Genomic DNA, 26,822 nt, shown 5'->3' on the forward strand with positions numbered 1-26,822 from the left:
ATAGCACCCGTCACGCAAAACCCGTATCATTGCGCGCTTTACGTACGATAAAAGTGAACGCCATGACTCAAACGTTTATCCCCGGCAAAGACGCCGCCCTGGAAGATTCCATCGCTCGCTTCCAGCAGAAACTGACCGACCTGGGCTTTAATATCGAAGAAGCCTCCTGGCTTAATCCAGTGCCTCACGTCTGGTCCGTGCATATTCGCGATAAAGACTGTGCACTGTGCTTTACCAACGGTAAAGGCGCGACGAAAAAAGCGGCGCTGGCTTCTGCGCTGGGTGAGTATTTTGAACGTCTGTCGACCAACTACTTCTTCGCCGATTTCTGGCTGGGTGAAACCATCGCTAACGGCCCGTTTGTTCACTATCCCAATGAAAAATGGTTCCCGTTGACCGAAGACGATGAACTGCCGGAAGGCATTCTGGATGCGCGTCTGCGTGCGTTCTACGATCCAGAAAATGAACTGACCGCCAGCATGCTGATCGATCTGCAGTCGGGTAATGAAGAGCGTGGGATCTGTGCCCTGCCGTTCACCCGTCAGTCTGATGAACAGACCGTGTACATCCCGATGAACATTGTCGGTAACCTGTATGTCTCTAACGGCATGTCCGCCGGTAATACCCGCAATGAAGCGCGTGTGCAGGGGCTGTCAGAAGTGTTTGAGCGCCACATTAAAAACCGCATCATTGCTGAATCCATCAGTCTGCCTGAAATTCCGGCCGACGTGCTGGCGCGCTATCCGGGCGTGGTGGAATCCATTGCTAAGCTGGAGGCAGAAGGCTTCCCTATCTTTGCGTATGATGGCTCGCTGGGCGGTAAATACCCGGTTATCTGCGTTGTGCTGTTTAACCCAACGAACGGCACCTGCTTCGCCTCCTTCGGCGCACATCCTGACTTCGGCGTGGCGCTGGAGCGTACCGTCACCGAGCTGCTACAGGGCCGTAGCCTGAAAGATCTCGATGTATTTACTCCACCAACCTTTGACGACGAAGAAGTGGCCGAGCATACCAACCTCGAAACCCACTTCATCGACTCCAGCGGTTTGATCTCCTGGGATATGTTCAAGCAGGACGCAGACTATCCATTCGTCGACTGGAGCTTTGCCGGTACGACCGAAGAAGAGTTCGCTACCCTGATGGCCATCTTCAACGCGGAAGATAAAGAAGTCTACATTGCTGACTACGAACACCTGGGTGTTTACGCCTGCCGTATTCTGGTGCCGGGCATGTCCGATATCTATCCGGCTGAAGATCTGTGGCTGGCAAACAACAGCATGGGTGCGCACCTGCGTGAAACGCTGCTGGCCCTGCCGGGGAGCGAGTGGGAAAAAGAGGATTATCTGAACCTGATCGCCCAGCTGGACGACGAAGGCCATGATGACTTCACGCGCGTACGTGAACTGCTGGGTCTGGCTACCGGTAAAGACAACGGCTGGTATACCCTGCGCATCGGCGAGCTGAAAGCGATGCTGGCGCTGGCTGGCGGCGATCTGGATCAGGCCCTGGCCTGGACCGAGTGGACCATGGAATTCAACCAGTCAGTGTTCTCTGCCGAGCGCACCAACTACTACCGCTGCCTGCAAACCCTCCTGCTTCTTGCGCAGGAAGAGGATCGTGAGCCGCTGCAGTACCTGAACGCCTTCGTGCGCATGTACGGTGCAGAGGCGGTAGAAGCCGCCAGCGCGGCCCTGAGCGGCGAAGCACCATTCTACGGACTGCAGGCGGTAGACAGCGATCTGAAAGCCTTCCCTGCGCATCAGTCGCTGTTGAAGGCCTATGAAAAACTGCAGAAAGCAAAAGCCGCTTACTGGTCAAAATAAGCGCATATAACATTATCAGCAGTAGGCGTATTTAATCGTCTGGGCTATATTACGGGGCAATTTCATTGCCCCGTTTTTTATTTTTTTCGGCAATGAACGTTGAATGTAATAATAAAGTTAAATATGGGTAAATATAATAATATTTACCTGGGCTTTACTGTTACTTTTTATGGCAAATACTCCATATTAATTAACTGTTTCAGAGGTGGCCGACCGAAAAAATTCAACTCTTTTCATAACTTTTAAAATTTATTTTTATACGGATAATCAAAAACTTACACCGCATTTGTCGTAAAACCATACACACTGCGGGCCTATAAGCCAGGCGAGATATGATCTATATCAATTTCTCTTCTATAATGCTTTGTTAGTATCTCGTCGCCGACTTAATAAAGAGAGAGTTAGTGTGAAAGCTGACAACCCTTTTGATCTTTTACTCCCTGCTGCGATGGCCAAAGTGGCCGAAGAAGCAGGTGTCTATAAAGCAACGAAACACCCGATGAAGACGTTCTATCTGGCGATCACGGCCGGTGTGTTCATCTCTATCGCGTTCGTCTTCTACATCACTGCCACCACCGGTACTGCCGCGATGCCTTACGGCATGGCCAAATTGATTGGCGGCATTTGCTTCTCACTGGGTCTGATTCTGTGCGTTATCTGCGGCGCCGACCTCTTCACCTCAACGGTGCTGATTGTCGTAGCAAAAGCCAGCGGAAGAATTACCTGGGGTCAACTGGCGCGCAACTGGCTTAACGTCTATGTTGGTAACCTGATTGGCTGTCTGCTCTTTGTTTTGTTGATGTGGCTCTCTGGCGAGTATATGACCGCCAACGGTGGCTGGGGACTGAACGTCCTGCAGACCGCGGACCACAAAATGCACCACACATTTATCGAAGCGGTTGCACTTGGCATCCTCGCGAACCTGATGGTCTGTCTGGCGGTATGGATGAGTTACTCCGGCCGTAGCCTGATGGACAAAGCCATGATTATGGTTCTGCCGGTTGCGATGTTTGTTGCCAGCGGCTTCGAGCACAGTATCGCGAACATGTTTATGATCCCAATGGGTATTGTAATCCGCAACTTTGCGAGCCCGGAGTTCTGGACTGCAGTTGGTTCAACCCCGGAAAGTTTCTCTCACCTGACTATTATGAATTTCATTACTGATAACCTGATCCCTGTCACTATCGGGAACATTATCGGTGGGGGTCTGTTAGTTGGGTTGACATACTGGGTCATTTACCTGCGTGGCGACGATCATCATTGATGGTTATCTCAGGCAGTAAATAAAAAATCCACTTAAGAAGGTAGGTGTTACATGTCCGAGCTTAATGAAAAGTTAGCCACAGCCTGGGAAGGTTTTGCAAAAGGTGACTGGCAGAATGAAGTAAACGTACGTGACTTCATTCAGAAAAACTATACCCCGTATGAAGGTGACGAATCCTTCCTGGCTGGCGCAACTGAAGCGACCACCAAGCTGTGGGACAGCGTAATGGAAGGCGTAAAACTGGAAAACCGCACTCACGCGCCAGTTGATTTTGACACCTCCGTTGCTTCCACCATCACTTCTCACGATGCTGGTTACATCAACAAAGCCCTTGAGAAAATCGTTGGTCTGCAGACTGAAGCACCACTGAAACGTGCGATCATCCCGTTCGGTGGTATCAAAATGGTTGAAGGTTCCTGCAAAGCGTACAACCGCGAGCTGGACCCAATGCTGAAAAAAATCTTCACCGAATACCGTAAAACCCACAACCAGGGTGTATTCGATGTTTACACCAAAGACATTCTGAACTGCCGTAAATCCGGTGTTCTGACTGGTCTGCCAGATGCCTACGGCCGTGGCCGTATCATCGGTGACTACCGTCGCGTTGCGCTGTACGGTATCGACTTCCTGATGAAAGACAAATACGCGCAGTTCGTTTCCCTGCAGTCCGATCTGGAAAACGGCGTAAACCTGGAAGCGACTATCCGTCTGCGTGAAGAGATCGCTGAACAGCACCGTGCGCTGGGTCAGATCAAAGAGATGGCTGCTAAATATGGCTGCGATATCTCTGGTCCTGCAACTAACGCTCAGGAAGCTATCCAGTGGACCTACTTCGGCTACCTGGCCGCAGTTAAGTCTCAGAACGGTGCAGCAATGTCCTTCGGTCGCGTATCCACCTTCCTGGATGCGTACATCGAACGTGACCTGAAAGCAGGTAAAATCACCGAGCAAGACGCTCAGGAAATGATTGACCACCTGGTCATGAAACTGCGTATGGTTCGCTTCCTGCGTACCCCAGAGTATGATGAACTGTTCTCTGGTGACCCAATCTGGGCAACCGAATCTATCGGTGGTATGGGTGTAGATGGCCGTACTCTGGTTACTAAAAACAGCTTCCGCTTCCTGAACACCCTGTACACCATGGGTCCTTCTCCGGAGCCGAACATTACCGTTCTGTGGTCTGAAAAACTGCCTCTGAACTTCAAGAAATTCGCCGCTAAAGTGTCCATCGACACCTCTTCTCTGCAGTATGAGAACGATGACCTGATGCGTCCGGACTTCAACAACGACGACTACGCTATCGCATGCTGCGTAAGCCCAATGGTTGTTGGTAAACAAATGCAGTTCTTCGGTGCGCGTGCAAACCTGGCGAAAACCATGCTGTACGCTATCAACGGCGGCGTTGATGAAAAACTGAAAATGCAGGTTGGTCCTAAGTCTGAACCAATCAAAGGCGATGTGCTGAACTATGACGAAGTCATGGATCGCATGGATCACTTCATGGACTGGCTGGCGAAACAGTACGTTACTGCACTGAACGTTATCCACTACATGCACGACAAGTACAGCTACGAAGCCTCTCTGATGGCGCTGCATGACCGTGACGTTATCCGTACCATGGCGTGTGGTATCGCAGGTCTGTCCGTTGCTGCTGACTCCCTGTCTGCTATCAAATATGCGAAAGTTAAACCAATTCGTGACGAAGACGGTCTGGCTATCGACTTCGAAATCGAAGGCGAATATCCGCAGTTTGGTAACAACGACGCTCGCGTTGATGACATGGCGGTTGACCTGGTTGAACGTTTCATGAAGAAAATTCAGAAACTGACCACTTACCGTAACGCTATCCCGACTCAGTCTGTTCTGACCATCACCTCTAACGTTGTGTATGGTAAGAAAACCGGTAACACCCCAGACGGTCGTCGTGCTGGCGCGCCATTTGGCCCAGGTGCTAACCCAATGCACGGTCGTGACCAGAAAGGTGCGGTTGCCTCTCTGACTTCCGTTGCAAAACTGCCGTTTGCTTACGCGAAAGATGGTATCTCTTACACCTTCTCTATCGTGCCAAACGCGCTGGGTAAAGACGACGAAGTGCGTAAAACCAACCTCGCGGGTCTGATGGATGGTTACTTCCACCACGAAGCGTCCATCGAAGGTGGTCAGCACCTGAACGTGAACGTCATGAACCGTGAAATGCTGCTCGACGCAATGGAACACCCTGAGAAATATCCTCAGCTGACCATCCGTGTATCTGGCTACGCAGTACGCTTTAACTCCCTGACTAAAGAACAGCAGCAGGACGTTATCACCCGTACTTTCACTCAGTCCATGTAACTGGAATTGACTGAAATCACGCGTTAAAAAGCGTACAATAAAGGCTCCACGTCAGTGGGGCCTTTTTCTTCCCCACCCCAGTCTCTTTTGGCCGCTATCTATACTGAATGGATAACAGCCAAAACAGACTCGACATAGCCTTTGAGCTGTGCATCAACACAGGCCCCGGGATGGGCCAAATTCGGAGATATCACCGCAATGTCAATTATTGGTCGCATTCACTCCTTTGAATCCTGTGGCACTGTTGATGGCCCGGGCATCCGTTTTATCACCTTTTTCCAGGGCTGCCTGATGCGCTGCCTGTACTGCCACAACCGTGACACATGGGATACGCACGGCGGCAAAGAAGTGACCGTTGAAGATCTGATGAAAGAGGTGGTGACTTACCGCCACTTTATGAACGCGTCCGGCGGGGGCGTCACCGCATCCGGTGGTGAAGCCATTCTTCAGGCGGAATTTGTGCGCGACTGGTTCCGCGCCTGCCACAAAGAAGGCATACACACCTGCCTCGACACGAACGGGTTTGTGCGCCGCTACGATCCGGTCATCGATGAATTGCTTGAAGTCACCGACCTGGTCATGCTCGATCTCAAACAGATGAATGATGAGATCCACCAGAACCTGGTTGGCGTATCCAACCACCGTACGCTGGAGTTCGCCAAATATATTTCAGCCAAGGGCATTAAAACCTGGATCCGCTATGTCGTGGTTCCAGGCTGGTCTGATGATGATGATTCCGCACATCGTCTGGGCGAATTTACCCGCGATATGGGCAACGTCGAGAAAATTGAGCTTCTGCCCTACCATGAACTGGGTAAACATAAATGGGTGGCGATGGGTGAAGAATATAAGCTTGATGGCGTTAAGCCGCCGAAGAAAGAGACGATGGAGCGCGTGAAAGGTATTCTGGAACAATACGGACACAAGGTCATGTATTAAAGAAGAGGCCCGGTGAGAACCGGGCCTTTTTGTATTTTATTTAAAGACACCATTAATAATGGAAGTCACAATCGCAGTACTCAGCGCAACCAGGACCAGATCGTCACCGACCACGCGCCACTCATAGCCAGGATAGTTAGGGAGCTGGCCCAGCATGGAGGCTGGCACGGTTTTCTTCGCAATACCTGGAGGCAGTGGTTTGCCGCGCGCGAGGTTTTTAGCGATGCCCGGAGGCAGCGATTCATATCCCGTTAATCCATAGTTCACTGCCAGATGGCGAGCATGATCGAAGCTCACGCGAGCATCGACATCATCGCTGACGCTTTTATTCGATTTACCCGGGTTGTCCTGACCACTTTTTTTATTGCCATGAGTATCGGACATTCCGTTGCCATGATTGCCGGAATTCCCGTTGCCGTGATTACCGCCATTACCTTGTCCGCCACTGTTACCGTGACCACCACCGCCATTCCCGTTTCCAGGGTTAGCCATGACCGGTGCTGTAGCAAACGTTAAAGACAACACTACTGCCAGTGCGGTAGTGGTTAAACGACGTGTAGCCATGATTGCTGCCTTTTAGTGTTAGAACTCACCTGAATTATCGCCTGGCGTGATAAACAAACAATGCGTAAAATTCTTATATGTGATGGGGACAAAAAAGCCAGTCAATGACTGGCTTTTAATTCATCAGGCATGCGCCACTGGCGTGGGATGTTCGCCCGCTTTGCGCAGCAGCATTAAGAGATAAATAAACGACACGCTGGCAATCATGATAAACAGCAAATTGTCGGAATAATTCTGCATCAGCATCGCGGTGAATGTCGGCCCCAGCAAACTGCCTATGGTATAGCTTAATAACAGCGCCTGGTTCATCGCCACCAGCTGGTGATGTTCAACTTTTTCACAAGCCCAGGCCATCGCGACCGGATAAAGTGTGAAGCCTGCCGCCCCCAGAATAAACAGCGCTGGCGCCATCGCGGCATTGCTGAGCATGGCAAGGCAACCCATGATCACCACGAAGACCTGAACGCGCAATACCAGCAGACGCCCAAAACGGTCTGCCAGACGGCCAATCGGCCACTGTCCGACGATGCCCGCGCTGACCATTACCGCCATCCAGAAGCCGATCCCGGAATCACTGACGCCCTGATGGTTCAGGTAGAGCGGCATCAGACCATAAAGCGACCCCAGAACAATTCCGGAGATGATGCAGCCGTTCACGCCCAGACGCGCCTGTCGCAGTCTCAGCATCGGCCAGACGTGGGTCGCTTCCTGATGCTCACTGTTTTGATTCACAATGCGTGTAAAGAGCAGCGGCAGGATCGCCGCCAGGACCATGCCCGTTACCCACGGCAGAACGCTCATCAGGTCGGTCGGCAGTTTGCTGACCATTAATTGCCCAAGCACGGTTCCGACGTAATAGACCATCATATACGCTGCCAGCAGACGTCCCCGGTTGCGCGAGGTACCGCTGCACATCAGCGCACTTTCCACCACGACCCAAATCATCGCGCAGCCTACGCCAGCGATAAAGCGCCAGATCATCCAGCTCCAGAAGCCGACCATCAGGCCCAGCCCGGCACAGCCGGCAGCGAAAATCAGCGAGGCCAGATAATAGCTGCGGTTAAAGCCAACGCGTTTAATCAGGCTCCCCGTCATCAGCGTGCCCAGCAGGTTCCCCGTGAAAAAGGACGAGCTGACCATACCCACCTGCCAGGTTGGTAAGTTTTCATGGGCAAGCCATAGCGGGACGAGCGTATTCAACACTGCGATCGCCAGGGTCAACAAAAGCAGGCCACAGAGCAACAGGAGCACTGGCCGGGTATAGATGGTCATGGATTAAAAACCGTGAGGAAGTTCAGATTTCGTGCGCATCATGCCACTGGCAAAAACAAAGTCAATCCACCGATTCAGGCGTCACGCACGATATGTGCCATGTCGATTTAAAAAACTCATCCTGCTAATGCAAAGTCTGCTACTGATATTAATTATCTGGTTGTTTTTATTTATTTCAGGGGATTTTTAATACCAAACATCAGTTGAAAAATTTCATGATGGAAAAAAGAAAAGCCGGGCGCTATGTCCCGGCTTTTTATAACGAAAAATCAAATCAGCTGGCGATAGCCATGCCTACCGTCATATGCAGGCCGTAAAACACACCGCGACCGATCAACTCCCCTGCCAGCACCAGCACAAAGGCCACTGACAGTAACGGCAGTGCGGGCTGATAACCTTTAAGCTGAGGGGCAATCCAGCACACCAGCGCAACAGCCAGCAACATCACACGCCAGGCCATCAGAGAACCGCAATCTGGCACCAGGGCTGAGGCCTGCTGAATGGAGCTGTGAATGGTTGCCAGCTCAGCGCCCTGCATCAGCGCAACCATCGTGCTCACCACCAGCGCCAACAGCGAAACGGCGGGAAGCAGACGCATCGCCCAACCGTCCACACCCGCCACGCGCAGCAGCAGGTAGCCCAGCAGCGGCCCACCGATAAACATCGTCAGGAAGAAACTCATTGGCGTCCAGACGCTATACCAGGTGGGAACGGTATCGATGGTGTTATAAACCCGCACCATCATCCACACGAAGACCACGCCCAGCACCATTGTCACGATCAGCCACACGTTGCGCAGCCCCGCAGGAAGCTTTTTCAGGGCTGCCAGCAGCCACCCCAGCCCACCGACGGCAAAGAAGATCGCCCCGCTGGCAATTTCGTTACTCAGTGAGGATGCCCCCACGCGATTGAGAGAGTTGAACGCGCGTATTGGCGAGCCGAGGTGCAGCGTAGAGGCAATAAAACCGATCCCCATCAACACCCACAGACCAAACATACTCAGCACCACGCGCTGCTGCTGTTCAGCTTTCAAATCGCCTTTCAGTAACGCCAGCGCGAGCACAATAAAACCACCCGCCACGCACTGCCCAAAGACCGTGAAGATCATCAGCGGCCATTCATGCCATCCACTTCCCATCTCACACCTCCTTCGGGTTTGCCAGATAGCCGGTGGTATCTCCCGTCGGGCGGCTGTTGGCGTTAGGTTTAATCACAATGCTCGGCTTGGTGAAGTGCGCGGACGGCAGTGGCGCGACGGCCGCAAGCTGGCCGTGTTTTTTACGCAGCTCGTCAATCGGGCCGAAGTCCAGCGCGCGCAGCGGACAGGACTCCACGCAAATCGGCTTTTTGCCCTCTGCGACGCGGTCATGGCAGCCGTCGCACTTGGTCATGTGGCCTTTGGCAGCGTTGTACTGCGGCGCACCGTACGGGCAGGCCATATGGCAGTAGCGGCAGCCGATGCAGACATCCTCATTCACCACCACAAACCCGTCGTCACGCTTGTGCATTGCCCCGCTCGGACACACTTTGGTGCAGGCCGGATCTTCACAGTGGTTACAGGCAATCGACAGGTAATAGGCAAAGACGTTCTGATGCCAGACGCCGTTATCCTCCTGCCAGTCGCCGCCCGCGTATTCGTAGATCCGGCGGAAGCTGACGTCCGGGGTCAGGTCTTTGTAATCCTTGCAGGCCAGCTCGCAGGTTTTGCACCCGGTGCAACGGCTGGAATCAATAAAAAATCCATACTGGGTTGTCATCGGTTACTCCTTACACCTTCTCAACCTGAACAAGGTTTGTGTGGGACGGGTTGCCTTTCGCCAGCGGCGATGGGCGCTGCGTGGTCAGTACGTTAATACTGCCAGCCTGGTCGATGCGGTTTGCATCCGGGCTGTACCACGCGCCTTCCCCCAACGCGACAACACCAGGCATCATGCGGGGCGTCACTTTGGCTTCGATATGCACCTCGCCGCGACCGTTAAAGATACGCACGCGATCGCCATTGCTGATACCTCGCGCTTTCGCATCCATCGGGTTAATCCACATCTCCTGGCGGCAGGCGGCTTTCAGCACATCAACGTTGCCGTAGGTGGAGTGAACGCGCGCTTTGTAGTGGAATCCGGTCAGTTGCAGCGGGAATTTTGCGGTCAGCGGATCGTTATAGTTTTCAAACCCGGGCGTGTAGATCGGCAGGGGATCGATAACATCCCCTTCCGGCAATTCCCAGGTTGCGGCAATGTTTGCCAGCTCTTCGGAGTAAATCTCGATTTTGCCCGATGGCGTGGTCAGCGGATTCGCCTGCGGATCGTCGCGGAAGGCTTTGTACGCCACGTGGTGCCCTTGCGGATCGCGCTGTTTATAGATGCCCTGCTTGCGGAAGGTATCGAAATCCGGCAGGTCAGGGATCGCTTTACGGGAAAGTTCATGCAGATGACGCATCCACTCTTCCTGAGTGCGGCCTTCTGTGAACTGTTGTTCGACACCAAGACGTTTCGCCAGCTCAGAGGTCATCTCATAGATGGTTTTGCACTCGAAACGCGGTTTGATGGCCTGGTCGGTAAAGATCACGTAGGACATGTTGCCGCAGGAGGCATCCAGCGCGAAATCCATCTGCTCCGAGGCGGTGCAATCCGGCAGCAGAATATCCGCATATTTCGCCGATGAGGTCATGTGGCAGTCGATCACCACAATCATCTCGCACTTCTTGTCATCCTGCAGGATTTCGTGGGTGCGGTTGATCTCCGAGTGCTGGTTAATAAGGCAGTTACCGGCGTAGTTCCAGATCATCTTGATCGGCACATCCAGCTTGTCTTTGCCCCGTACGCCATCGCGCAGGGCGGTCATCTCCGGCCCGCGCTCAATGGCGTCGGTCCACATAAACATGGAGATACTGGTCTGAACCGGGTTTTCCAAGGTTGGCATCCGTTCAAACGGCAGCGAATAGGAACCTTCGCGCGCGCCACTATTCCCACCATTAATACCCACATTACCGGTCAGAATGGAGAGCATCGAAATAGCACGAGTGGCGATTTCGCCATTCGCGTGACGCTGTGGCCCCCAGCCCTGGCTGATATAGGCCGGTTTCGCTGAACCGATTTCACGCGCCAGCTGGACAATACGTTCCGCCGGTATCCCGGTGATTTTTGATGCCCACTCCGGGGTCTTCGCCACGCCGTCACTGCCCTGGCCCAGAATATACGCCTTGTAATGCCCGTTGGCAGGGGCACTGGCGGGCAGGGTTTTCTCGTCATAGCCGACGCAGTATTTATCGAGGAATGGCTGATCGACAAGGTCCTCGGTGATCATGACCCACGCCAGCGCGCTGACCAGCGCCGCATCGGTGCCCGGGCGAATAGGGATCCACTCATCTTCCCGGCCTGCCCCCGTATCGGTATAACGCGGATCGATGATGATCATCCGGGCGTTAGATTTGGCGCGAGCCTGTTCAAGGTAATAGGTTACCCCACCGCCGCTCATACGCGTTTCACCAGGGTTGTTACCGAAAAGCACCACCAGTTTACTGTTTTCGATATCGGACGGGCTGTTACCGTCTGCCCAGCCACCGTAGGTGTAGTTCAGACCGGCAGCAATCTGTGCAGAAGAGTAGTCACCGTAGTGATTGAGATAACCGCCGCAGCAGTTCATCAAGCGCGCCACCAGCGTTTTGCCCGGTGGCCAGGAGCGGGTCAGCGTTCCCCCGAGCGTTCCGGTGCCATAGTTCAGGTAGATGGATTCGTTACCGTACTCTTTTATCAGACGCTGCATATTGCTGGCGATGATATCGTAAGCTTCATCCCAGCTGATGCGCTCGAACTTCCCTTCCCCGCGCTTACCGACGCGTTTCATCGGGTACTTCAGACGGTCCGGGTTATAAACCCGGCGGCGCATTGAGCGGCCACGCAGACAGGCGCGAACCTGATGCAAGCCGTCGTAGTTATCGTCACCGGTATTGTCGGTTTCGACGTATTTGATCTCGCCATCCACCACATGCATACGTAATGGACAACGGCTACCACAGTTTACGGTACAGGCGCTCCACACTACGTTTTCCGGGGCCGTAGCCGGGGACAACGCATCCGCCGCCGACGCCAGTCGGGTAAAAGGGAGAGTGAAGGCACTGCTGGCAACGGCGAGACCGCCAATTGCCGTGGTTTTCATCAACCCACGGCGAGTGACCTCGGCAGCCATTAACGCTTCAGGCGCTTTGATTTTCATAAAGACTCACTTTGGTTGCTCACAAAGAATAAGGGGCGGAATTAACCGCGATATAGTTTTATATATAACGAGCTAATGCATTATGCGTGTTTTATGCTGGCTTTCATTCGCAGGAGTATTACTACTTTAGAGGGAGGGGGTATTGCGTCGTATCAAACCGAGGGTATAAAAAAAGCGCCAAAAGGCGCTTTTTTGTTGTAAGGCAAAGAATTAGCCGATGTACTGCTGGCCTTTCATGTATGGGCGCAGAACTTCAGGGATCTCAATACGTCCGTCTGCCTGCTGATAGTTTTCCAGCACGGCAACCAGCGTACGGCCAACAGCCAGACCAGAGCCGTTCAGGGTATGCACCAGACGGGTTTTCTTGTCGGACTTGCTGCGGCAGCGTGCCTGCATACGACGCGCCTGGAAATCCCAGACGTTAGAGCAGGAGGAGATTTCACGGTAGGTGTTCTGCGCAGGTACCCACACTTCCAGATCGAAGGTTTTGCAGGCGCCAAAGCCCATATCACCGGTGCACAGCGCCATACGACGGTACGGCAGACCGAGCAGCTCCAGCACTTTCTCCGCGTGGCCGGTCATCTCTTCCAGCGCGTCCATGGACTCTTCCGGACGAACGATCTGTACCATTTCAACTTTATCGAACTGGTGCATACGGATCAGACCACGCGTGTCACGGCCGTAAGAACCCGCTTCAGAGCGGAAGCACGGAGAGTGCGCCGTCAGTTTGATTGGCAGGTCGTCTTCGTCGATGATCTCATCACGCACGAGGTTGGTCAGCGGCACTTCCGCGGTTGGGATCAGCGCGTAGTTGCTGCTGTCGGCTTCCTCGTCCAGCGGACGGGTATGGAACAGATCGCCTGCAAATTTCGGCAGTTGTCCGGTACCGTACAGAGTATCGTGGTTAACCAGATATGGAACGTAGGTTTCGCTGTAACCGTGCTGCTCGGTGTGCAGATCCAGCATGAACTGTGCCAGCGCACGGTGCAGATGAGCAATCTGACCTTTCATCACCACGAAGCGAGAACCGGTCAGCTTCACGGCTGCCGCAAAGTCCAGGCCCGCGTGCATTTCGCCCAGAGTAACGTGATCGCGAACCTCGAAGTCGAACTCACGAGGCGTACCCCAGCGTTTCACTTCAACGTTGTCGTTTTCGTCTTTACCGACAGGAACGCTGTCGTCAGGAATGTTCGGGATAGCCAGGGCGATATCACGAATTTCGGCCTGAAGAACGTCCAGCTCAGCTTTCGCCTGGTCCAGCTCTTCACCCAGTTTGTTCACTTCCAGGCGTAATGGCTCAATATCTTCCCCGCGCGCTTTCGCCTGGCCGATGGACTTCGATCGAGAGTTACGCTCTGCCTGCAGATTTTCAGTTTGTACCTGCAGAACTTTACGACGCTCTTCAAGAGCGCGCAGCTTATCTACATCCAGCTTAAAGCCCCGGCGTGCCAGTTTTTCAGCGACTGCGTCTGGCTCATTACGCAGCAGATTGGGATCGAGCATGCTTATCCTGTGCTTATCGAATTAAAATAGGAAAATGTGGCCACAGCCTGCAGCCACAGGGATACAATGCCAACATTACCGCAACGACTGAACTAACGGTAGCGTTTTATAGGGCTATTTTGATCCTGTCCGGCGAGCCAGGCGAGCTTTTCGCCAATCTTGCCTTCAAGACCTCTGTTTGTGGGGTGATAATAGCGGGTTTGTGCCATTTCCTGCGGGAAATACTCCTCTCCGGCCGCGTAAGCGTTGGGTTCATCGTGAGCGTAACGATACTCCTGCCCGTACCCCATCTCTTTCATCAGCTTCGTTGGCGCATTACGCAGATGCACCGGCACATCGTAGTCCGGGCGCTCACGCGCATCCGACATGGCCGCTTTGAATGCGGTATAGACGGCATTACTTTTCGGCGCGCAGGCCAGATAGACAATCGCCTGAGCAATAGCGCGCTCACCTTCTGCCGGCCCGACGCGAGTAAAACAATCCCAGGCCGAAAGCGCCACCTGCATGGCGCGCGGATCGGCATTGCCAACATCTTCTGAGGCAATCGCCAGACAGCGACGCGCGACGTACAGCGGATCGCCACCGGCAGTGATAATGCGTGCATACCAGTAAAGCGCGGCATCCGGCGCGCTGCCGCGTACCGACTTATGCAGCGCCGAGATCAGATCGTAAAAGCGATCGCCTTTGTTATCAAAACGGGCGCTACGCTCACCGGCAATTTCGGTCAACAGTTCCGGTTTTAATACCCGTTTGCCGGCGTCGTCGACTTCGGCCATATCGGCCATCATTTCCAGGGTATTCAGCGCCCGCCGCGCATCGCCGTTGACCAGCTCCGCAATTGCCCGACGCGTGTCGTCAGGCAGGACAATGTCCTGTCCGCCATAGCCGCGGGCTTTGTCGTCCATCGCCTGGGTGAGGACGTTTTCAATATCCTCGGTGGTGAGCGATTTAAGCAGGTAGACGCGCGCCCGGGAAAGCAGTGCCGAGTTGAGTTCAAACGACGGGTTTTCGGTGGTGGCACCAATGAAAAAGATGGTGCCGTCTTCGATGTGCGGCAGGAATGCATCCTGCTGACTTTTATTAAAGCGATGGACTTCGTCCACAAAGAGGATGGTTCGTCGCCCGGCGTTACGGTTCTGGCGCGCGCGCTCGATTGCCTCGCGGATCTCCTTCACACCGGATGTGACGGCCGAGATGCGCTCGACGTCCGCGTTAGCGTAGCGGGCGATCACTTCAGCAAGCGTGGTTTTACCGGTACCGGGTGGTCCCCAGAGGATCATCGAGTGCAGATGCCCGGCCTCAATGGCCCGCGGCAACGGCTTACCCGCAGCCAGCAGGTGCTGCTGGCCAATATACTGAGCTAAATTTTCTGGCCGCATACGCGCGGCCAGAGGTTGAAACGCATTATCTGAAAAATCGAGCGACAGGTTGCCCACTCATGCCTCTTACTTACGTTGGTCGTCCACCGTTACGCCCTGCGGCGGGGTAAAGGTAAATTTAGATGCATCGACAGCGCCATTTTGCTGTGATTTGAGCTGATAGCTGCTGCGCTGATCGTCCTGCTCAACGGCGCCGAACTGATTGATGGTACCGTTGGTGCTTACATTGATGGTGAACTGCTTCAGGTTGCCGTTGCTGCCTTTTGGCGTCAGGACAAACTCATCACCGTTCTGTTTAATATTATACTGCTGCCAGTCGCTGGCCTGGTTACGGGCAATCAGCATAAAGGGCGTGTTGCTGGTCGCATCTTTCAGCCAGGTGGCGGTTGCCTGCTCAACAAACGGGTTGAAGAACCACAGGGTTTTGCCGTCAGAGACCAGGATGCTCTCATCCGGCTGAGTCATGTGCCAGTTGAAAAGATTTGGGCGTTTTACCCACAGATCGCCCTGGCCTTCCTGCACCGCATTACCGCTGCCGTCAGTCACTTTTTGCGTGAAGCTGGCGTGGAAGCTGCTCACTTTATCCAGGCGGCTTTTAAGGTCGCTGGCCGCATCAGCCCAGACGCTGCTGGCGACAAAACTGGTGAGTAATGCACAGGCGATTGCGATTTTTTTCATTGTTGTTCCTTAAAATACGTCATCCCGAAATGGGGTTTCCGTTTTCTATTCTGGACCTGCCCGCAGGCAGGTGACAGAAGAAAATGCTTAAATTTGGCTGATTTACCCTTCTTTGCACACGCTGAAGATCAATCAAACGGCGGCGGAGCCAGCACCTCACGGTTACCGTTATGCCCCTGCTCACTGACAATGCCCTGAGCTTCCATCTGCTCAATGATGCGCGCCGCGCGGTTGTAGCCAATACGGAACTGACGCTGAACGCCGGAGATCGACGCTTTGCGTTTTTCGGTAACAAAATTAACCGCCTGGTCGAATAACGGATCCAGCTCTTCGCCGCCGTCAAAGCCACCGCCGCCGCCTTCGCTTTCGCTGTCGGAGGTAATGCCGTCAACGTATTGTGGACGACCGCGCGCTTTCCAGTCCTGCACCACGGCATGCACTTCCTGGTCGCGAACGAATGCGCCGTGAACGCGCACCGGAGAGGTGGAGTTCGGGCCGGAGTAGAGCATATCCCCCATCCCCAGCAGCGATTCAGCACCGCCCTGATCAAGGATGGTACGCGAGTCAATTTTGCTTGATACGGTAAAGGCGATACGGGTCGGAATGTTGGCTTTAATCAGACCCGTAATGACGTCCACAGAAGGACGCTGCGTCGCCAGGACGAGGTGAATACCGGCCGCACGCGCTTTCTGTGCCAGACGGGCAATCAGCTCTTCCACTTTCTTACCGACGGTCATCATCAGGTCGGCGAACTCATCCACCAGCACGACGATGTAAGGCAGTTTTTCCAGCACCGGATGTTGGGCATCCATGCTATCGCCCGGTTTCCAGTATGGATCGGGAATTGGACGACCCATCCGCGCCGCCTCGGCGATTTTCTCGTTATATCCGGCAAGGTTACGCACGCCCAGAGCCGACATCAGCTTGTAACGGCGCTCCATCTCGTTGACGCTCCAGCGCAGAGCGTTGGCCGCGTCTTTCATGTCGGTCACAACTTCCGTCAGCAGATGCGGGATCCCCTCATAGACCGACAGTTCCAGCATTTTCGGATCGATCATGATGAAACGGACATCTTCCGGCTGCGCTTTGTAGAGCATGCTGAGGATCATGGCGTTCACACCCACCGACTTACCGGAACCGGTTGTACCCGCGACCAGCAGGTGAGGCATTTTCGCCAGATCGGCTACCACCGGCTCACCCGCGATATCTTTACCCAGCACCACGGTCAGTGGTGAAGGGTTGTCGCGGAATTTGGTGTTGTCCAGCACTTCACGCAGGTAAACGGTCTGACGTTTTTTGTTCGGCAACTCAAGACCGACATAAGGTTTACCAGGTATGACTTCAACCACACGAACCGCAACGGTCGACAGAGAACGCGCCAGGTCGCGGGACAGGTTTGAAATACGCGCGGCTTTAACGCCAGGCGCCAGGTTGAGTTCGAAACGGGTAATGACAGGGCCTGGAGAGTAGTTGACCACGTCCGCTTTAATGCGGAAGTCAGCCAGACGCGCTTCTACCAGACGGGCCATTTGCTCCAGCGCGAAGGTATCGACCGGCTCAACTTCTGCTGGCGGCGGCGTTAACAGATCCAGCGACGGCAGAGGCGTGCTCGGACGTTGCAACGGACGACTGTCACCGTTACGCATCAGCAGCGGATGAATGAGACTTTCCTGCGGCTGTGCCTGAGGCTGCTGGAACCGTGGCTGCTGTGGCTGCTGTGGCTGCGCATAAGATTGTGGCGCAGGCTGCTGCGGCTGGGCGTAAGCCTGTGGCGCAGGGGCCGGCTGCTGACGCACCGGCTCGGCTTCCGGCATGACGCTCGGCGTGAACAGCGGTTCGCTCGGACCATCATCCACCAGATCTTTCATCGGTGAGAATTCGAAATCCGACAGCGAGAACGGGTTCGCACCAGCAGGTTGCTCACCTGAATAGCGTTGCTGCTGGGTGGCCGCAAACTGGCGTGCTAATTCTGCCTCTGCTGCATCATCATCGTCCGCCTGAGCAGGATGATCGTGCTGATACTCCTCGCCATAGCGCTGATGCTGCTGTGCGGCGAACTGACGCGCCAGTTCGTCCTGCTGCATTTCATCTGCATCATCGTCGTAATCAGATTCACGGGCTTTCTCCTCAGCCATACGCTGAGAAGGCAGCTTAATGCCATAGGATGCCAGCTCGCGGCGGGTTGGCACACGCACGCGGTTAGGACGCGGCAACTGCGGGCCAATCCCCTCTTTTACCTGAGGACGTGGTGTTCCACCTGTCGCCAGGCTAAAGACCGGCGCCGCAGCCGAAGCGGCTGCTGTAGCTTGTTTCACGCTCTCTGCCACTGGTGCAACCGCAGGGGTTGAAGTAACCGGCGGTGCGGAGACAGAAGGTGTATTCACAACAGGCTCTTGCACCGGCTCGGGAACAGGCTGATACCATGCTGCCAGTTGCTCGCGCTCACGGGCACGGCGCTCTTCAACCTCTTCGAAATAGTACATTGGCGGACGAGACGGTTTGACCTCTTCCACCACCTCAGGTTCTGGTTGAGGCGCGACGTAAGGCTCAGCAGGCGGAACAGGCTCAGGGACATACTCCTGATACGGTTGCGCGACGGGCTGCTCGTCGTACGGGTACCCCTGCGGCTCATGAACGGGCTCAGGCTGATAAGGTTGCTGCCACGGTTCCTGCTGGACCGGCGCATAGCTTTCTGGCTCTGGTGCGATAACCGGCTCTGGCGTATGAACGCCAGGCGCCGTTTGCCACTCTACCTGAGGCTGTTGAATAGCGGACTCGGGAGCGGGAACCGACGCAGACGGCATAACGGCTTCCGCTGGTGCTGCATAAGCCTGCGCCGCCGTGGTCGCGGCTGGCGCGGCGGCAACCGGTGCGGTAACAGAGTGACCGTTTAGCAGTGGATCGTATTCATCAAAATCGCCCGGCATGGCGCGACTGCCAGAGAAAAGCACATCATCAGGATCGACGGCGGCACCGGCTGAACGGTACTCAACATGATCGTCTTCGTCCATGCGTTTACCGGAGAAGAGCGCCGCATCGGTTTTACGGCCCAGCGGGTTGGCAAATTTCTCGGCGACGCGCTGACGGCGTGCCAGTGCTCCACGCAAAATACGTGCACGACGAGATTCACGACGCTGTACGGGCGCATCGTCTTCCTCTTCGTACTCATCTTCATATTCGTCTTCATCGACCCATGTGTCGTCACGACGGGTACGGTTGCTGGCAAAGGTCAGAATAGTGAGGACAAAACTGCCGATCTTCTCGGCAATGCTCACCCACGACCAGCCGGTGAACAGCGTTAATCCTGCCGCCCAGATACACAGCAATGCCAGGGTACCACCTCTGCTGTGAAGCATAGGCTGCAACGCAGAGCTCAGCAGGCTACCGATGACCCCGCCAGAGGCGAAATACCAGATGTCATCGGCGTTGATGGCTGCCAGCCCGCAGGAGGTGAGGATCAACGCCAGCGCGCCTATCAGGCGCAGCGAAACCGCGAAATAGTCGATGTAGTCGTCGTTCTGACGATGGCGCCAGGCAAACCAGCATCCGCCAATAATAATGACGGGAATGGTATAGGCCATCACACCGAAAATGAAAAACAGGGTGTCCGCAAGCCAGGCACCGGGAACGCCGCCTAAATTATGGATAGGCTCATGCCATGCAGTTTGTGACCAGCTGGGATCTGAGGGGTTGAAACTGAGTAAGGCTGCCATCAGCCAGACGGCAAAAAGGGCAATAACAATCAGCAACGCCTCAAGGAGCCGACGTCCGCTGCTTAGCTTCGATAATGTGACTTCTTTGTCTTCAGTGTATTCCTGGCTCAAGAAAGGCTCTCCAGGTATCAGGCATATCCTGCCTGTTTGCTAAAACGGACAACAGCGCCGGGACACCCCGGCACTGTTGCTGTATGGATTAACAGGAGTGTAATCAAACTACACTGATTTTGCACCTGTTCCGTGTTAGCGCGTCTTAATAACCAGACGATTGCTCTGTTTGACCTCTTCCATCACCACATAGGTACGGGTGTCGTTCACGCCTGGCAGACGCAGCAGGGTTTCACCCAGCAGCTTACGGTAGGCGGACATATCTGGTACGCGGGTTTTCAACAGGTAGTCGAAATCGCCAGAAACCAGATGACACTCTTGAATTTCTTCAAGTTTTTGTACAGCGGCGTTAAATTGCTCAAACACATCCGGTGCACCACGATTCAGAGTAATCTCAACAAATACCAGAAGTGAGGCATCCAGATAATGCGGGTTCAGCAGAGCCGTATAGCCCTGAATAAAACCCTGTCTTTCCAGTCGGCGCACACGCTCAAGGCACGGCGTCGGGGAAAGTCCCACACGTTTTGAAAGCTCGACGTTGGAAATACGCCCATCCTTTTGCAATTCATTAAGAATGTTACGATCGATACGGTCGAGATCTTTGCCAGGGCGCTTCTTGCTATCTACCATTATTATTGTCTCTCTGTATTCCTTCCCTACTCCTGCCTGGACCCTGTGCACATCACTGTTCAGAGCCTGTACCCGTTAGTCATCACATCGCCTGGTTATCTATTAGACGCGATGCGGATTCGGGTTCTGTTGGTAAGAAGACCGTTGCCCGAAGGCAGTCACCGACATCACGTATGGCGTCTGTCCACGCCATGCGTAGATTTCACTGACCCGGTAAAAATGGCATTTACATGCATGCCTATGCGGCACACGGTTAACGCGGTTTTTTTTCTTCCTTGAATGTTTTCGCAAAAGCGCAGGGGATTGTCAAAGCAAAACATCGATTTTTAGTACAACATGCCGGATATTCATTTCGGTGGGGTATTAATCCTCATTTTATTGCCTTATAAACAAGCGAATTTAAGAAGTAAGCCTGATGTTATAGCGCTCAATTTATCGTCATCGCCTATCGTACAGATTGAGATCAACATTGCTGTGCTCTTTTTTTACGGCAACAAATTCCCTACAATCCAGCCAACTGTCTGCCAACAACAATGGGGATCTCATGGGCACGGCCAAACACAGTAAGCTGCTAATTCTTGGTTCTGGACCTGCGGGATATACCGCGGCGGTCTATGCTGCACGCGCTAACCTGCAACCGGTTTTGATTACCGGTATGGAAAAAGGCGGTCAGCTGACCACCACCACTGAAGTGGAAAACTGGCCAGGCGACCCTAACGACCTGACCGGGCCGCTGCTGATGGAGCGTATGCACGAGCATGCGGCTAAATTCGAAACCGAAATTCTGTTCGACCATATTAACAAGGTCGATTTGCAGAACCGTCCGTTCCGCCTGACGGGCGACAGCGGCGAGTACACCTGCGATGCGCTGATCATCGCAACGGGCGCTTCTGCCCGCTACCTTGGCCTGCCGTCAGAAGAGGCGTTCAAAGGTCGCGGTGTTTCTGCCTGCGCAACCTGCGACGGTTTCTTCTATCGCAACCAGAAAGTCGCGGTCATCGGCGGCGGCAACACTGCCGTAGAAGAGGCGCTCTATCTGGCGAACATCGCTTCTGAAGTGCACCTGATCCACCGTCGCGACACCTTCCGCGCCGAGAAGATCCTGATCAAACGTCTGATGGATAAAGTGGCGAGCGGCAACATTGTGCTGCACACCAACCGTACGCTGGAAGAAGTGACGGGCGATCAGATGGGCGTTGCCGGTCTGCGTATTCGTGATACCCAGAACACCGATAACGTCGAAACGCTGGAAGTGGCGGGCCTGTTTGTGGCTATCGGTCACAGCCCGAACACGGCAATCTTCGAGGGGCAACTGGAGCTGGAAAACGGCTACATCAAAGTGCAGTCCGGTATTCACGGCAACGCGACCCAGACCAGCATCCCGGGTGTGTTCGCTGCTGGTGACGTCATGGACCACATTTACCGTCAGGCGATCACCTCCGCAGGCACCGGTTGCATGGCCGCGCTGGACGCTGAACGCTACCTTGATGGGCTGGCTGAACAAGGTAAATAATCTTTACAAGTCAGTAACAAACGTAAATAAAGGCGGCGATAAGTCGCCTTTATTGTCTCCTCGTTGTAACATTGCGCTGCCCACTTTCTAATAACATCACCTGCAAAGCACGCAATGGAAAAAACCCGTCAACAAGAGTTAACACGCTGGCTAAAACAGCAGAGCGTTCTTTCCCGCCGCTGGCTCATGATTTCCCGTCTTCTGGGACTGATCAGTGGTCTGTTGATTGTTGCCCAGGCATGGCTGCTGGCCCGCATTCTCAATCATATGATCATGGAGAACATTCCGCGTGAAGCGCTTCTGCTGCCCTTCATCGTCCTGATCCTGGTTTTCATTCTGCGCGCCTGGGTCGTCTGGCTGCGCGAACGCGTTGGTTTTCATGCGGGGCAGCATATTCGCTACGAAATTCGCCGACAGGTGCTTGATCGTCTTCAGGAAGCCGGGCCCGCATGGATCCAGGGAAAACCAGCCGGAAGCTGGGCAACGTTAATTCTTGAACAGATTGACGATATGCACGACTACTACGCCCGCTACCTTCCGCAGATGGCGCTGGCCGTCTGCGTCCCGCTGCTGATTGTGATAACCATTTTCCCTGTCAACTGGGTGGCAGCGCTGATCCTGCTGGGTACCGCCCCGCTGATCCCCCTGTTTATGGCGATGGTGGGGATGGGAGCAGCCGATGCTAACCGCCGTAACTTCCTTGCGTTGGGTCGCCTGAGTGGCCATTTCCTTGATCGTCTGCGCGGGATGGAGACGTTACGCATTTTTGGCCGGGGTGAAGCCGAAACGGAAAACATTCGCCTGGCGTCGCAGGATTTCCGTCAGCGCACGATGGAAGTGTTACGTCTGGCGTTTCTGTCGTCTGGCGTACTGGAATTCTTTACCTCGCTCTCTATCGCCCTCGTGGCGGTCTATTTTGGTTTCTCGTATCTCGGCGCGCTGGATTTTGGTCACTACGGCACGGCGGTAACGCTGTCGGCCGGTTTCCTGGCGCTTATTCTGGCTCCGGAATTTTTCCAGCCGCTTCGCGATCTTGGCACCTTCTACCATGCCAAAGCGCAGGCCGTTGGCGCGGCTGACAGCCTGAAAACGTTCCTGGAGACGCCGCTGGCGCATCCGGAGCGGGGAGAGGTAACGCTGAACGCCAATGAACCCGTGACCATTGAAGCACGTGATTTCTCTATCCTGTCACCGGAAGGGAAAGTGCTGGCTGGCCCACTGAACTTTACCTTACCCGCCGGGCAACGGGTGGTGCTGGTAGGGACCAGTGGTTCAGGGAAAAGCTCGCTGATTAATGCGTTATCCGGTTTTATGGCTTATACCGGCTCACTGCGCATCAACAAAACCGAACTGCGCGATCTCGATCCGAACGCCTGGCGAAAACAGCTCAGTTGGGTGGGGCAAAACCCGCAGCTGCCAGCCCCGACGCTGCGGGAAAACGTCCTGCTGGCTCGCCCGGATGCACGTGAAGACGAGTTGCAATCTGTTCTCGACCGCGCCTGGGTCAGCGAGTTTCTGCCGCTGCTTCCGCATGGCGTCGATACCGTTGTCGGCGATCAGTCTGCCGGGTTATCTGTGGGCCAGGCGCAACGCGTGGCGGTCGCCCGCGCGTTGCTTAATCCATGCCAGTTAATGCTGCTGGACGAGCCGGCGGCCAGCCTGGATGCGCACAGTGAACAGCGCGTGATGGCGGCCCTGAACGCCGCCTCGCGGCAGCAAACCACCCTGATGGTCACTCATCAGCTGGAAGGCATTGCCGACTGGGACCAGATCTGGGTCATGGAAAACGGTCGTATTGTTGAGCAAGGCGATTACGCCTCTCTCGTTACCGCGCAGGGCCCCTTCGCTGCCCTGCTGGCGAATCGTCAGGAGGACATCTGATGCGTGCCCTGCTTCCCTATCTCGCGCTCTATAAACGCCACAAATGGATGCTGACGCTGGGCATCGTGCTGGCCATTGTGACCCTGCTCGCCAGCATCGGCCTGCTTACGCTTTCCGGCTGGTTCTTGTCTGCCTCTGCCGTGGCGGGGGTTGCCGGGCTCTACAACTTCAACTACATGCTTCCGGCGGCGGGCGTCCGCGGCACTGCCATTACCCGTACGGCAGGAAGGTACTTCGAGCGACTGGTCAGCCATGACGCGACATTCCGCGTGCTGCAACATCTGCGCATTTACACCTTCAGTAAACTGCTGCCCCTCTCCCCTGCCGGACTGGCGCGTTTTCGTCAGGGGGAATTGCTCAACCGTGTGGTTGCGGATGTCGACACCCTGGATCACCTCTACCTGCGCGTGATTTCCCCGATAGTCGGCGCGTTTGTGGTGATTGTGGTGGTCACGCTGGGTCTGTCGGTGCTGGATGTCGCTGTTGCGCTGACGCTGGGCGGGATCATGCTTTTGACGCTCATTATCCTGCCGCCGCTATTTTACCGCGCGGGTAAATCCACCGGAGAGAACCTGACGCGTCTGCGCGGGGAGTACCGCCAGCAGCTCACCTCCTGGTTACAGGGGCAGGCCGAACTGACGATATTTGGCGCCAGCGAGCGCTACCGTGCGCGAATGGAGAATACAGAACTGAACTGGCATGAAGCCCAGCGCCGTCAGTCTGAGCTTACCGCGTTCTCTCAGGCGCTTATGATGTTAATCGGGGGTGTCGCAGTCATCGCCATGCTCTGGATGGCGTCCGGTGGCGTTGGCAATAACGCACAGCCGGGCCCTCTGATTGCCTTGTTCGTATTCTGTGCTCTGGCGGCCTTTGAAGCGCTGGCGCCGGTGACGGGTGCCTTCCAGCATCTCGGCCAGGTCATCGCCTCCGCCCTGCGCATCACGGAGATTGCGGAGCAGGATCCAGAGGTGAAGTTCACCGCAGAGCAAACGGCCACGCCTGAGCAGGTTGCCCTGACGCTCAATAACGTCACCTTCGCCTATGACAAGCAGGCACAGAATGCGCTGGAAGGCATCAGCCTCACTGTGGATGCGGGTCAGCGGATTGCGATCCTCGGCCGTACCGGCTGCGGCAAATCCACGCTTTTGCAGTTGTTAACGCGAGCCTGGGATCCACAGCAAGGTCAGATTCAGTTTAACGGAACTCCGCTGGCAGACTTCAGCGAACAGGCGCTGCGCAAAACCGTCAGCGTGGTTCCACAGCGCGTTCATCTCTTCAGCGCCACGCTGCGCGATAACCTGCTGCTGGCTGCACCGGAGGCCACTGATGACGTACTCCGCGCCATGCTGGAGCAGGTCGGGCTGCATAAGCTGCTTGAAGACGATGGCCTGAACAGCTGGCTGGGTGAAGGCGGTCGTCAACTCTCTGGCGGTGAGCTGCGTCGTCTGGCGATTGCGCGCGCGCTGCTGCATGATGCGCCGCTGATGTTGCTCGACGAGCCCACAGAAGGGCTTGATGCGACAACTGAAAGCCAGATCCTTGATTTACTTGCGAATGTTATGGCCGGTAAAACCGTCCTGATGGTGACACACCGCCTGCGTGGACTGGCAAATTTTGATCGGATAATTGTGATGGACAACGGACACATTATTGAGCAAGGTAGTCACGCAGAGCTGTTGACGAAACAGGGTCGCTACTACCAGTTTAAACAGCGTCTGTAGACTATATTTGTAGCGTCCTCACTCGCGTACTGGAGTTTTGCTGTCATGCGCCTGGTCCAGCTTTCTCGTCATAACATTGCGTTCCCGTCGCCAGAGGGAGCGCTGCGTGAACCCAATGGGCTGCTGGCACTTGGCGGCGATCTCAGCCCTGCCCGGCTGCTGATGGCCTACCAGCGCGGCATATTCCCGTGGTTTTCACCTGGCGACCCTATTTTATGGTGGTCTCCCGATCCGCGCGCCGTGCTCTGGCCCACGCAGTTTCACCTGAGCCGCAGCATGAAGCGTTTCCATGCAAAATCACCGTACCGGGTCACATTGAATCACGCCTTCGGTCAGGTGATAGAAGGGTGTGCGGAAGACCGTCATGAGGGGACATGGATCACCCGGGATATCATCACTGCCTATCATCAACTGCACGAGCTTGGCTACGCCCACTCCATTGAGGTGTGGGAGGGTGGCGAGCTTGTTGGCGGTATGTACGGCGTCGCGCAGGGGACGTTGTTCTGCGGTGAGTCGATGTTCTCCCGGGCGGTAAACGCCTCGAAAACGGCCCTGCTGGTTTTCTGCCAGGAGTTTGCTCAGCGCGGCGGGCAGCTGCTGGATTGTCAGGTTCTGAACGAGCATACCGCCTCCCTCGGTGCGGTTGAAATCTCCCGCCGCCACTACATTGAGCACCTGGATAACTGCCGTCAGGAGAAGCTGCCGCGCGATTTTTGGGTACCGCGGACACTCTTTATGCCCAATGTCTAAATGTTTTCCGCATATTTTTTATGAGGGTGTTATAATTATGCCGCAGAGTAGCTTCTGCCTGTTGCCCCGCCGCCGTTTGGGACCTTCGCTTCAGATAACGTCCTGACGTTTATCCTGTTGTATCCCCTTTACGAATGCGCTTTCCGTTCGGTTGTACCGTGACGCTTGGGCAATGCGCCGAAACTGTTTTGCTGCGTTTTAAACGCGCAATTCTTTACTTAATTGATGAATTTCGGCATTATCTTGCCGGTTCAAAACTTGGTAGTGATACCCCAGAGGATTAGATGGCCAAAGAAGACAATATTGAAATGCAGGGTACCGTACTTGATACGTTGCCTAACACCATGTTTCGCGTAGAGCTGGAAAACGGTCACGTGGTAACTGCGCACATCTCCGGTAAAATGCGCAAAAACTATATCCGCATTTTGACGGGCGACAAAGTGACTGTTGAACTGACCCCGTACGACCTGAGCAAAGGCCGCATTGTCTTCCGTAGTCGCTAATTGTTTTCGCCTGTAATGGCAGATGAATATTT

The 26,822-nt window shown here is 54.7% G+C and carries 19 protein-coding genes; 9 read left to right on the plus strand and 10 right to left on the minus strand.

The window, feature by feature from the left end; genetic code table 11:
- Positions 1-62: 62 nt before the first annotated feature.
- The 4 genes from ycaO to pflA all read left to right on the plus strand — a co-directional run bounded on the left by ycaO (position 63) and on the right by pflA (position 6,360).
- A complete protein-coding gene (gene ycaO / locus ACOTX3_RS01375) occupies positions 63-1,823 on the plus strand; it encodes a 30S ribosomal protein S12 methylthiotransferase accessory factor YcaO (protein WP_038981416.1) in 1,761 nt (586 codons plus the stop codon).
- Between the two features lie 406 nt (positions 1,824-2,229).
- Complete coding sequence (focA, locus tag ACOTX3_RS01380; RefSeq protein ID WP_013097310.1) at positions 2,230-3,087, plus strand: formate transporter FocA; 858 nt, start codon at positions 2,230-2,232, stop codon at positions 3,085-3,087.
- A gap of 51 nt (positions 3,088-3,138) precedes the next feature.
- Positions 3,139-5,421 carry a formate C-acetyltransferase gene (gene pflB, locus ACOTX3_RS01385; RefSeq protein ID WP_013097311.1) on the plus strand — a complete coding sequence of 761 codons (2,283 nt, stop codon included), beginning with the start codon at positions 3,139-3,141 and terminating at the stop codon, positions 5,419-5,421.
- A 198-nt stretch (positions 5,422-5,619) separates the two neighbouring features.
- Positions 5,620-6,360, plus strand: coding sequence for a pyruvate formate lyase 1-activating protein (pflA, locus tag ACOTX3_RS01390; RefSeq protein WP_014831281.1), 741 nt, complete (start codon positions 5,620-5,622; stop codon positions 6,358-6,360).
- 36 nt (positions 6,361-6,396) lie between these two features.
- On the opposite strand, the gene ACOTX3_RS01395 is transcribed toward pflA, so the two are convergent.
- The 10 genes from ACOTX3_RS01395 to lrp form a co-directional block, all read right to left on the minus strand.
- Entirely contained in the window at positions 6,397-6,924 is a 528-nt protein-coding gene (locus ACOTX3_RS01395; protein WP_058679349.1) for an anti-virulence regulator CigR family protein, read from the minus strand.
- 123 nt (positions 6,925-7,047) lie between these two features.
- On the minus strand, positions 7,048-8,196 hold the full coding sequence (locus ACOTX3_RS01400; protein WP_013097314.1) for an MFS transporter: 1,149 nt from the start codon (positions 8,194-8,196) through the stop codon (positions 7,048-7,050).
- A 274-nt stretch (positions 8,197-8,470) separates the two neighbouring features.
- A complete protein-coding gene (locus ACOTX3_RS01405) occupies positions 8,471-9,334 on the minus strand; it encodes a dimethyl sulfoxide reductase anchor subunit family protein (RefSeq protein ID WP_058679348.1) in 864 nt (287 codons plus the stop codon).
- Position 9,335: 1 nt separating this feature from the next.
- A complete protein-coding gene (gene dmsB / locus ACOTX3_RS01410; protein WP_029882994.1) occupies positions 9,336-9,953 on the minus strand; it encodes a dimethylsulfoxide reductase iron-sulfur subunit DmsB in 618 nt (205 codons plus the stop codon).
- 10 nt (positions 9,954-9,963) lie between these two features.
- Positions 9,964-12,408 (minus strand): dimethylsulfoxide reductase subunit A, encoded by a 2,445-nt coding sequence (dmsA, locus tag ACOTX3_RS01415; RefSeq protein ID WP_013097317.1) that lies wholly within the window; start codon positions 12,406-12,408, stop codon positions 9,964-9,966.
- 210 nt (positions 12,409-12,618) lie between these two features.
- Positions 12,619-13,911 carry a serine--tRNA ligase gene (gene serS, locus ACOTX3_RS01420; protein ID WP_008499983.1) on the minus strand — a complete coding sequence of 431 codons (1,293 nt, stop codon included), beginning with the start codon at positions 13,909-13,911 and terminating at the stop codon, positions 12,619-12,621.
- Between the two features lie 92 nt (positions 13,912-14,003).
- Positions 14,004-15,347 (minus strand): replication-associated recombination protein RarA, encoded by a 1,344-nt coding sequence (gene rarA / locus ACOTX3_RS01425; protein ID WP_013097318.1) that lies wholly within the window; start codon positions 15,345-15,347, stop codon positions 14,004-14,006.
- Between the two features lie 9 nt (positions 15,348-15,356).
- Positions 15,357-15,968, minus strand: a complete 612-nt coding sequence (gene lolA, locus ACOTX3_RS01430) for an outer membrane lipoprotein chaperone LolA (protein WP_013097319.1) — start codon at positions 15,966-15,968, stop codon at positions 15,357-15,359.
- A 128-nt stretch (positions 15,969-16,096) separates the two neighbouring features.
- Positions 16,097-19,792 carry a DNA translocase FtsK gene (locus tag ACOTX3_RS01435; RefSeq protein ID WP_127869018.1) on the minus strand — a complete coding sequence of 1,232 codons (3,696 nt, stop codon included), beginning with the start codon at positions 19,790-19,792 and terminating at the stop codon, positions 16,097-16,099.
- A gap of 135 nt (positions 19,793-19,927) precedes the next feature.
- Complete coding sequence (lrp, locus tag ACOTX3_RS01440) at positions 19,928-20,422, minus strand: leucine-responsive transcriptional regulator Lrp (protein WP_000228469.1); 495 nt, start codon at positions 20,420-20,422, stop codon at positions 19,928-19,930.
- 544 nt (positions 20,423-20,966) lie between these two features.
- Here lrp and trxB point away from each other — a divergent pair.
- The 5 genes from trxB (at position 20,967) to infA (ending at position 26,790) form a co-directional block, all read left to right on the plus strand.
- The gene (gene trxB, locus ACOTX3_RS01445; RefSeq protein WP_013097321.1) at positions 20,967-21,935 is read left to right on the plus strand and encodes a thioredoxin-disulfide reductase; all 969 of its coding nucleotides are present in this window, start codon (positions 20,967-20,969) and stop codon (positions 21,933-21,935) included.
- Between the two features lie 114 nt (positions 21,936-22,049).
- Positions 22,050-23,816 (plus strand): heme ABC transporter permease/ATP-binding protein CydD, encoded by a 1,767-nt coding sequence (gene cydD / locus ACOTX3_RS01450; protein ID WP_013097322.1) that lies wholly within the window; start codon positions 22,050-22,052, stop codon positions 23,814-23,816.
- Positions 23,816-25,537, plus strand: coding sequence for a heme ABC transporter ATP-binding protein/permease CydC (gene cydC / locus ACOTX3_RS01455; RefSeq protein ID WP_058679275.1), 1,722 nt, complete (start codon positions 23,816-23,818; stop codon positions 25,535-25,537). The genes cydD and cydC overlap by 1 nt, the downstream gene beginning before the upstream one ends.
- 45 nt (positions 25,538-25,582) lie before the next feature.
- Complete coding sequence (gene aat, locus ACOTX3_RS01460) at positions 25,583-26,287, plus strand: leucyl/phenylalanyl-tRNA--protein transferase (protein ID WP_013097324.1); 705 nt, start codon at positions 25,583-25,585, stop codon at positions 26,285-26,287.
- A 284-nt stretch (positions 26,288-26,571) separates the two neighbouring features.
- Positions 26,572-26,790: a translation initiation factor IF-1 gene (infA, locus tag ACOTX3_RS01465; protein ID WP_002211347.1), complete on the plus strand. Its 219-nt coding sequence runs from the start codon at positions 26,572-26,574 to the stop codon at positions 26,788-26,790.
- Positions 26,791-26,822 lie beyond the last annotated feature (32 nt).

It is taken from the genome of Enterobacter cloacae complex sp. IR5384, assembly GCF_049237265.1.
Classification (GTDB): domain Bacteria; phylum Pseudomonadota; class Gammaproteobacteria; order Enterobacterales; family Enterobacteriaceae; genus Enterobacter; species Enterobacter cloacae.

Bases quoted from the DNA above. Each gene is read 5' to 3' on its own strand.
- ycaO (WP_038981416.1), top strand. From the start codon at position 63: ATGACTCAAACGTTTATCCCCGGCAAAGACGCCGCCCTGGAAGATTCC.
- pflB (WP_013097311.1), top strand. From the start codon at position 3,139: ATGTCCGAGCTTAATGAAAAGTTAGCCACAGCCTGGGAAGGTTTTGCA.
- pflA (WP_014831281.1), top strand. From the start codon at position 5,620: ATGTCAATTATTGGTCGCATTCACTCCTTTGAATCCTGTGGCACTGTT.
- ACOTX3_RS01395 (WP_058679349.1), bottom strand. From the start codon at position 6,924: ATGGCTACACGTCGTTTAACCACTACCGCACTGGCAGTAGTGTTGTCT.
- ACOTX3_RS01400 (WP_013097314.1), bottom strand. From the start codon at position 8,196: ATGACCATCTATACCCGGCCAGTGCTCCTGTTGCTCTGTGGCCTGCTT.
- ACOTX3_RS01405 (WP_058679348.1), bottom strand. From the start codon at position 9,334: ATGGGAAGTGGATGGCATGAATGGCCGCTGATGATCTTCACGGTCTTT.
- dmsB (WP_029882994.1), bottom strand. From the start codon at position 9,953: ATGACAACCCAGTATGGATTTTTTATTGATTCCAGCCGTTGCACCGGG.
- dmsA (WP_013097317.1), bottom strand. From the start codon at position 12,408: ATGAAAATCAAAGCGCCTGAAGCGTTAATGGCTGCCGAGGTCACTCGC.
- serS (WP_008499983.1), bottom strand. From the start codon at position 13,911: ATGCTCGATCCCAATCTGCTGCGTAATGAGCCAGACGCAGTCGCTGAA.
- lolA (WP_013097319.1), bottom strand. From the start codon at position 15,968: ATGAAAAAAATCGCAATCGCCTGTGCATTACTCACCAGTTTTGTCGCC.
- lrp (WP_000228469.1), bottom strand. From the start codon at position 20,422: ATGGTAGATAGCAAGAAGCGCCCTGGCAAAGATCTCGACCGTATCGAT.
- trxB (WP_013097321.1), top strand. From the start codon at position 20,967: ATGGGCACGGCCAAACACAGTAAGCTGCTAATTCTTGGTTCTGGACCT.
- cydD (WP_013097322.1), top strand. From the start codon at position 22,050: ATGGAAAAAACCCGTCAACAAGAGTTAACACGCTGGCTAAAACAGCAG.
- cydC (WP_058679275.1), top strand. From the start codon at position 23,816: ATGCGTGCCCTGCTTCCCTATCTCGCGCTCTATAAACGCCACAAATGG.
- aat (WP_013097324.1), top strand. From the start codon at position 25,583: ATGCGCCTGGTCCAGCTTTCTCGTCATAACATTGCGTTCCCGTCGCCA.
- infA (WP_002211347.1), top strand. From the start codon at position 26,572: ATGGCCAAAGAAGACAATATTGAAATGCAGGGTACCGTACTTGATACG.